This is a genomic window from Vibrio sp. 10N.222.48.A3 (genome assembly GCF_041475345.1).
GTDB lineage: Bacteria > Pseudomonadota > Gammaproteobacteria > Enterobacterales > Vibrionaceae > Vibrio > Vibrio tasmaniensis_A.
In genome coordinates, this window is sequence record NZ_JBFRVX010000684.1 from 1 (window position 1) to 6,435 (window position 6,435).

Annotated in this window: 5 protein-coding genes and 1 pseudogene; all 6 read right to left on the reverse strand. The window is 44.0% G+C overall.

Going from position 1 to position 6,435, the window contains the following annotated elements:
* A pseudogene (locus AB4653_RS18345) lies at positions 1–291 on the reverse strand (arginine repressor); the annotation flags it as partial.
* Positions 292–618: 327 nt separating this feature from the next.
* Positions 619–1,083, reverse strand: a complete 465-nt coding sequence (gene pyrI / locus AB4653_RS18350) for an aspartate carbamoyltransferase regulatory subunit (RefSeq protein ID WP_009844706.1) — start codon at positions 1,081–1,083, stop codon at positions 619–621.
* 15 nt (positions 1,084–1,098) lie between these two features.
* On the reverse strand, positions 1,099–2,028 hold the full coding sequence (gene pyrB, locus AB4653_RS18355; RefSeq protein ID WP_004729720.1) for an aspartate carbamoyltransferase: 930 nt from the start codon (positions 2,026–2,028) through the stop codon (positions 1,099–1,101).
* A gap of 499 nt (positions 2,029–2,527) precedes the next feature.
* Positions 2,528–3,538, reverse strand: coding sequence for an ornithine carbamoyltransferase (locus AB4653_RS18360; protein WP_009844707.1), 1,011 nt, complete (start codon positions 3,536–3,538; stop codon positions 2,528–2,530).
* A gap of 178 nt (positions 3,539–3,716) precedes the next feature.
* Positions 3,717–4,628 (reverse strand): carbamate kinase, encoded by a 912-nt coding sequence (arcC, locus tag AB4653_RS18365; RefSeq protein ID WP_009844708.1) that lies wholly within the window; start codon positions 4,626–4,628, stop codon positions 3,717–3,719.
* A gap of 72 nt (positions 4,629–4,700) precedes the next feature.
* Positions 4,701–5,924: an arginine deiminase gene (gene arcA, locus AB4653_RS18370; protein ID WP_009844709.1), complete on the reverse strand. Its 1,224-nt coding sequence runs from the start codon at positions 5,922–5,924 to the stop codon at positions 4,701–4,703.
* Positions 5,925–6,435 lie beyond the last annotated feature (511 nt).

The following is a 6,435-nucleotide window of genomic DNA, read 5'->3' on the forward strand; positions in this document are numbered from 1 at the left end:
AATTAATTCGATTTGTGATGAGATTGACGCATCGACACGTACCGGTGCGCTTTCTACGGTGATGCAGTAAACCTTTTTGCCACAGGCGTTCTGGATTTTGACAACACCGAGTTGTGACAAAATACGAGACACAGTCGACTGGCTAATGCCTGTATAACCAATGTCGACGAGTTTCTCTCGCAGCTGGTTCTGGGTCGAGAAGCTTTGCTGTTGTAGTAAGCGTTTGCACGCTGCAGTCAGTGTTTTATCTTCAGCTGAATACAAGCAACCGTGCTCAGTGATTTGGTTCATGAACAACTCCTTAAAGCCAACGTGTGGGTATCGCTTGTCCATAGCGCAGAACGCACTCCCAAAGCCGTAGAGTACGATTGTTAGTTAGGGCTTACCGATGAATCCCGAAATAAATAGGAAGGGTATGCGTGATGTATGATCTTCTATTCATCCAGTCTACCACTAAAGAATAGTTATCTTTTTGAAGGCGATCACCAAACAAAATTCTGGTTATTTGCTTTTTTTGTGGAATTTTATTCTTTGGGTAAGTGGATATTTATTCCAGGTTGGGAATAAATATCCATGTAGTTTGAGCGGTTTCTTTTACGAAGGTAAGAGCGCTAAGGGCTAGCGGATTTCACTCATGATCTCGCGAGAGAATACTTTTTCACAATAGTGACATTTTAGTTGGACGTTTTCGTGTTTTAGCTGCACTTTAAAGCTACTTTCAACGGGTTCACCGTGCGAAATACAGTTGCTATTCGGGCAAGAGTACACACTGTTGATTTGGTCTGGCAGTACTAATGTTAGCTTATTAACCACCTTGTACTCTTCAATCTGATTTACCGTCGCTTGCGGCGCATACAGAGCCAATTGGTTGGCTTGTTCCTTGGTCAGAAAGATGTTCTCAATCTTGATCAGATCTTTATGACCAAGCGCAGATGATGGCAGATTCAATCCCATGGTGATGCGTTGTTCTGTTTTGTGTAGCTTAAACAGTTTAAGGATTTTGATACCAAGATGAGCAGGGATGTGGTCAATCACGCTGCCGTTACGGATCGCTTCTACTTGTAGCTGAGTTTGTTTAACCATGACTGTTTCTCCTGCTTATAAAGTGTCGTTAAGAACTAGGGCCAATAGGGCTTCGCGAGCGTATACACCGTTTTCAGCTTGTTCAAAGTAGTAAGCGTGTGGCGTTTTATCTACGTCGGTTGTGATTTCATCGACGCGTGGTAATGGGTGAAGCACCTTCATGTTCTGGCGTGCATCTTTCAAGGTATCGGCCGTTAGAATGTAAGCCGACTTCATGTGCGCGTATTCTGACGCATCAAAGCGCTCTTTCTGTACGCGAGTCATGTACAGGACATCCAGTTCAGGCACCACTTCTTCAATGCTGCTGTGGGTGCTGTATTGGATGCCCATCTCTTCCAATTCTTCACAGATGTAATCAGGCATCGCTAACACTTCTGGCGCGATAAAGAAGAAACGCACGTTATTGAATTTTGATAGTGCTTGCGTCAAAGAGTGTACGGTACGGCCATATTTTAGGTCGCCGACGAACGCCACATTGAGGTTATCGAGCGTGCCTTGCGTTTCGTAAATCGAGAACAGATCCAATAAGGTTTGCGTTGGGTGTTGGTTTGCACCATCGCCACCATTCACAATTGGCACACCGTTAGAAAATTCAGACGCTAAGCGCGCCGCGCCTTCTTGTGGGTGACGCATCACAAAGGCATCCACGTAAGATGAAATCACTTGAACGGAATCGGCAAGTGTTTCGCCTTTTTTCGCCAGCGATGTGTTGCCGCCATTATCAAAGCCGATGACTGTGCCGCCAAGGCGTTGAACTGCGGTTTCAAATGAGAGGCGAGTTCGAGTTGAAGGCTCAAAGAAGCAGCTCGCAACGACTTTATTTTTCAGCAGCTCAGGGTTTGGTTCTGCTTTGAGTCTTGCTGCAGTATCGACGATAAGCTCCAGTTCATCACGAGATAGCTCTGGAATGGAGATGATGTGCTTGTTAAATAACGAATGCGCCATAACGGGTCTTCCTTTTTCTATGCATACAGTCAAATTGCGGACAAAAAAAAGCCCCCTAAAAATAGGAGGCTTCGAAATGATCAATAGAGCAAAATAAAAATGACACCAACGCCGTTCTAAGGCGTATTGGCTGACAATCATGTGCGAAAAAATTGCGGTTCATTTTTTGCTCTCTTAAGACAAATTGCGGAGGATTATACTCAGATAAAAAGGCCATGCAATACTTTCTGTAAAGTATTCATTTAATGGATTTTTATGCGAGATTACGTCCATTTTAAACTCCCATTTAAGTCTTTGTTGGGGCTGAGACTTACAGGGTTTTCCAGGAAATTATCTCTTCAACCGCATGAAAAAAAATGCGAGTTTTATTCAAGGTCAAAATCCCAAGAACGCCACCCGCATTTCCCTGTCATTGCACTTAACTTATCAACGTATTTCGAACAAGTGAGTGCCTAGCTTCTTAATTTTTAACGTCTTAACTGTTTAGTTTCTTAGGTCATTAGCTGCCTAATGTCGCAACCATTACTGCTTTGATAGTGTGCATGCGGTTTTCTGCTTCATCGAACACGATAGAGTATTCAGACTCAACCACTTCATCCGTCACTTCTACGCCATCTTTAAGCTGCGGATATTCAGCAGCAAGCTGTTTGCCGACAGTTGTATCTTCGCCGTGGAAAGCAGGTAGGCAGTGCATGAATTTCACATGTGGGTTGCCTGTTGCTTTGATCATGTCCATGTTGACTTGGTAAGGCATCATTAGGTTGATACGCTCAGCCCATGCTTCTTTCGCTTCGCCCATTGATACCCAAACGTCGGTATATAGGAAGTCACAACCTTGCACGCCTTCTTGAACATCTTCTGTTAGCGTGATTTTGCCGCCAGTGTGTTCTGCGATTTCACGACATTGAGCTAATAGCTCTTCTTCTGGCCAGAATTGTTTTGGAGCAACAAGGCGAATGTCCATGCCCATTTTCGCAGCACCAACCATCAGAGAGTTGCCCATGTTGTTGCGAGCATCACCTAGGTAAGCAAACTTGATTTCATGCAATTGCTTGCCACGGCCGTATTCCGTCATAGTTAGGAAGTCAGCTAGGATTTGTGTTGGGTGGAATTCGTCAGTCAGGCCATTCCACACAGGAACGCCAGCGTAAGCGCCTAGCTCTTCAACGATTTCTTGACCAAAGCCGCGGTATTCGATGCCATCGTACATACGGCCTAGAACGCGAGCGGTGTCTTTCATTGATTCTTTGTGGCCAATTTGAGAGCCAGATGGGCCTAAGTAAGAAACTCGAGCACCTTGGTCGAATGCTGCTACTTCGAATGCACAGCGAGTACGAGTTGAGGTTTTTTCAAAGATAAGCGCAATGTTTTTGCCAGTCAGTGTTGGCTGTTCGTAACCGTTGTACTTCGCTTTTTTTAGCTCCATAGAAAGATCTAACAAGTGTTGAATTTCGCGTGGAGTGAAATCTAGTAGTTTTAGGAAGTTACGATTGCGTAGGTTAAAAGCCATGATGTATTCCTTCTTAGATTTAGGCGCTTCCTTGTTACAGGGAAATAAAATTCAAGAAAGCGCGATTCAATTTTTAGTTAAAGTTGTTCGGTTTTGTTTGTTTCGTTTAATCTGTTTTCGCAAGCTTTAAAAGCTCTCAAGGTTTAAGACTCTCAAGATGATAAAGCTCGCTAGTGCATTAACCTTTGGTGATATTGGTGCCCGCTTGGCCTTGCAGGATTTGCAAACCATCTTCGAGTGCGCCGATACCCACTACTTTGCCGCCTTGCTGAATGAACTCGCACGATGCTTCGATTTTTGGCCCCATTGAGCCTGCATCAAATGTAAACTTCGCCAATTCACTTGGTGTAGTACTGCGCAGTGCGTGTTGAGTCGGTTTGCCCCAATCAAGATAAACAGCGTCAGCATCGGTCAGAATAAGTAGTGCATCCGCATCCAATTGTTTCGCCAAGAAAGCCGCTGACATGTCTTTGTCGATAACCGCTTCAACGCCGACTAATTTGCCATTTTCTTTTTTCACTGGGATGCCACCACCGCCAGTACAAATTACGAGGTGACCTGCATCGATAAGTTGAGTGATCGCTTCGTGTTCAACAATGCCAGTAGGGCGTGGGCTTGGCACTACTCGACGGAAATGTTGACCGTCTGGTTTTACGATCCAGTGGAATTTCTCCGCTAACTCACGCGCTTCTGCTTCTTCGTAGATCGGGCCAATTGGCTTAGTTGGATCTGCGAATGCAGGATCGTTTGGATCAACGGTCATTTGCGTCAACATGCATGAGATGTTGCGGTCAGGCAGGTAGTTTTTGAACTCTTGCATTAGCATGTAGCCGATCATGCCTTGAGTCTCACTGCCCAATACATCCAATGGATACGGGTTTACTTTTTTGTACTCCAAACCTTGCAGAGCAAGTAAGCCAACTTGTGGACCATTACCGTGCACTAGAACCACGTTGTACACTTTCGCGATTTCAGAGATGGTTTTAACAGCCGTTTCAATATTACGGCGTTGAACATCGGCTTCTAACGGCTCACCGCGACGAAGTAGGGCATTACCGCCGAGTGCAACAACAACAGTTTGCTTAGTCATAATTGTGTTCTCTCATTTTGGCCAAGTTGAGATTATTTAAGATCGTTCAACTTGGCCGTTTCGTCTTAGTGATTAGATACCATCACGCTCAATTGGGCAGCTCATGCAGCGTGCACCACCGCGACCGCGACCAAGTTCGTCTCCTGGAATCGGAAGAACCGTGATGCCTGCTTTGTCGTATTTTTCGTTGGTGTATGTGTTGCCTTCGTAGCCAATAACGACGCCAGGTTTAACCGTTAGAACGTTGTTTGCATCGTTCCACTGTTCACGTTCTGCATGGAAGTTGTCGCCACCAGTTGTGATTAGGTTTAGCTTGTCTACGCCAAGTGCTTTTTCGATAGCTGTTACGAAGTAGCCTTCTTCTTTCACTTTCACTGCGCCTGACTCATCGCCAGTTAGGTTCCAGCACTGTACGTCTTTACTTACCACTTCAGGGTAAACAGAGAACGTATCTTCGTTCATGTGAGTCATCACGGTGTCTAAGTGCATGCAAGAACGGTGTTTTGGTAGCTGCATTGCGATAACTTGTGTCGCTTGACCGTGTTTGAATAGGCTAGACGCTAAGTGTTCAACACCTTGTGCTGTTGTACGCTCAGACATACCGATAAGAACCGCGCCACGGCCGAGAACAAGAACGTCACCACCTTCGATTGTTGAGTTGTCGTAGTTGATGTTTTCTTCATCACCGAAGTATTTAATGAAGTCTTCGCCTGCGAATGTTGGGTGCCAGCGGTAAATAGCGCGAACGTGGTTTGTTTCACGTTGACGAGCAGGTTTCGCCATCGGGTTGATAGATACGCCACCGTATACCCAGCAAGATGTGTCACGAGTAAATAGGTGGTTTGGTAGAGGTTCGATAATGAAGTCAGTTGGTGCGTGCATGCCTTGCATCATTGAAGATGATTTCATTGGCATTTCAGCGTAAGACAGACCGCCCGTTAGAATTTTTGCTAGCTCTAAGTTTGGTAAGTCGCCCAAGTAGCAGCGCACATCATTGGCGAATGTTTTACCCAAACGGTAATCAGATACCTGGCAGCTTAGTAGCCAGTCTTTCGCTTCTGGCACTGCTAGTGTGTCTGCTAGTAGGTCAGTAAGAAGAAGAACTTCAACACCCTGATCACGTAGCGTTTTAGTAAATGCGTCATGCTCTTTACCTGCGCGCTCAACAGCCAGTACGTCATCAAATAGTAAATCGTGACAGTTAGAGGGTGTTAGGTGAGTCAGTGCGCGTCTTGGGCGGTGAACTAGAACGCGGCGCAATTGACCTATTTCAGAACCTACATAGAACTTACTCATGATCGTCTCTCTCTTATATATTTGAATTACTTTTATCGCTAAGAGTAATTATTTATTTTCAGTGGAGAATAATGAATTATTTTATTCATATCTCTTGTCTGGAATTAATATTACGCCTGCTAGTCAGGTATTCTTAGAGATCTATCACAAATCGTTTTTTATCCCGCAGCCCTTTAAAATTAAGGATTTTAACAAACTTTATGCACTTTTAGTCATGACGATTACATTCTAAATAGTTAGCTGTTAGGGAACTTTATGCACGCTTTTTTGATGAACCTTCCTAGAATTAAAATTGTTAGGGATTATATGCAAAATAGTTTTATTGATAAGAATGTACTTAGCTTGGAAGTATGCAATGTTTCTATTTAGATATTTAATTTTGGATGTGAAATTAATTATTTATTAACAAAATAAATGCGAATAAAGCTGTTGTGGTCACACTTTATAATTGGTTTTTTTAAGCCAGTTTTCTATAAAAATAGCCTTTATTTTCCCTTTGGTTATTACAAGG

Coding starts and splice junctions, on each gene's coding strand:
- pyrI (WP_009844706.1), bottom strand. CDS start 1,083: ATGGTTAAACAAACTCAGCTACAAGTAGAAGCGATCCGTAACGGCAGC.
- pyrB (WP_004729720.1), bottom strand. CDS start 2,028: ATGGCGCATTCGTTATTTAACAAGCACATCATCTCCATTCCAGAGCTA.
- arcA (WP_009844709.1), bottom strand. CDS start 5,924: ATGAGTAAGTTCTATGTAGGTTCTGAAATAGGTCAATTGCGCCGCGTT.
- AB4653_RS18360 (WP_009844707.1), bottom strand. CDS start 3,538: ATGGCTTTTAACCTACGCAATCGTAACTTCCTAAAACTACTAGATTTC.
- arcC (WP_009844708.1), bottom strand. CDS start 4,628: ATGACTAAGCAAACTGTTGTTGTTGCACTCGGCGGTAATGCCCTACTT.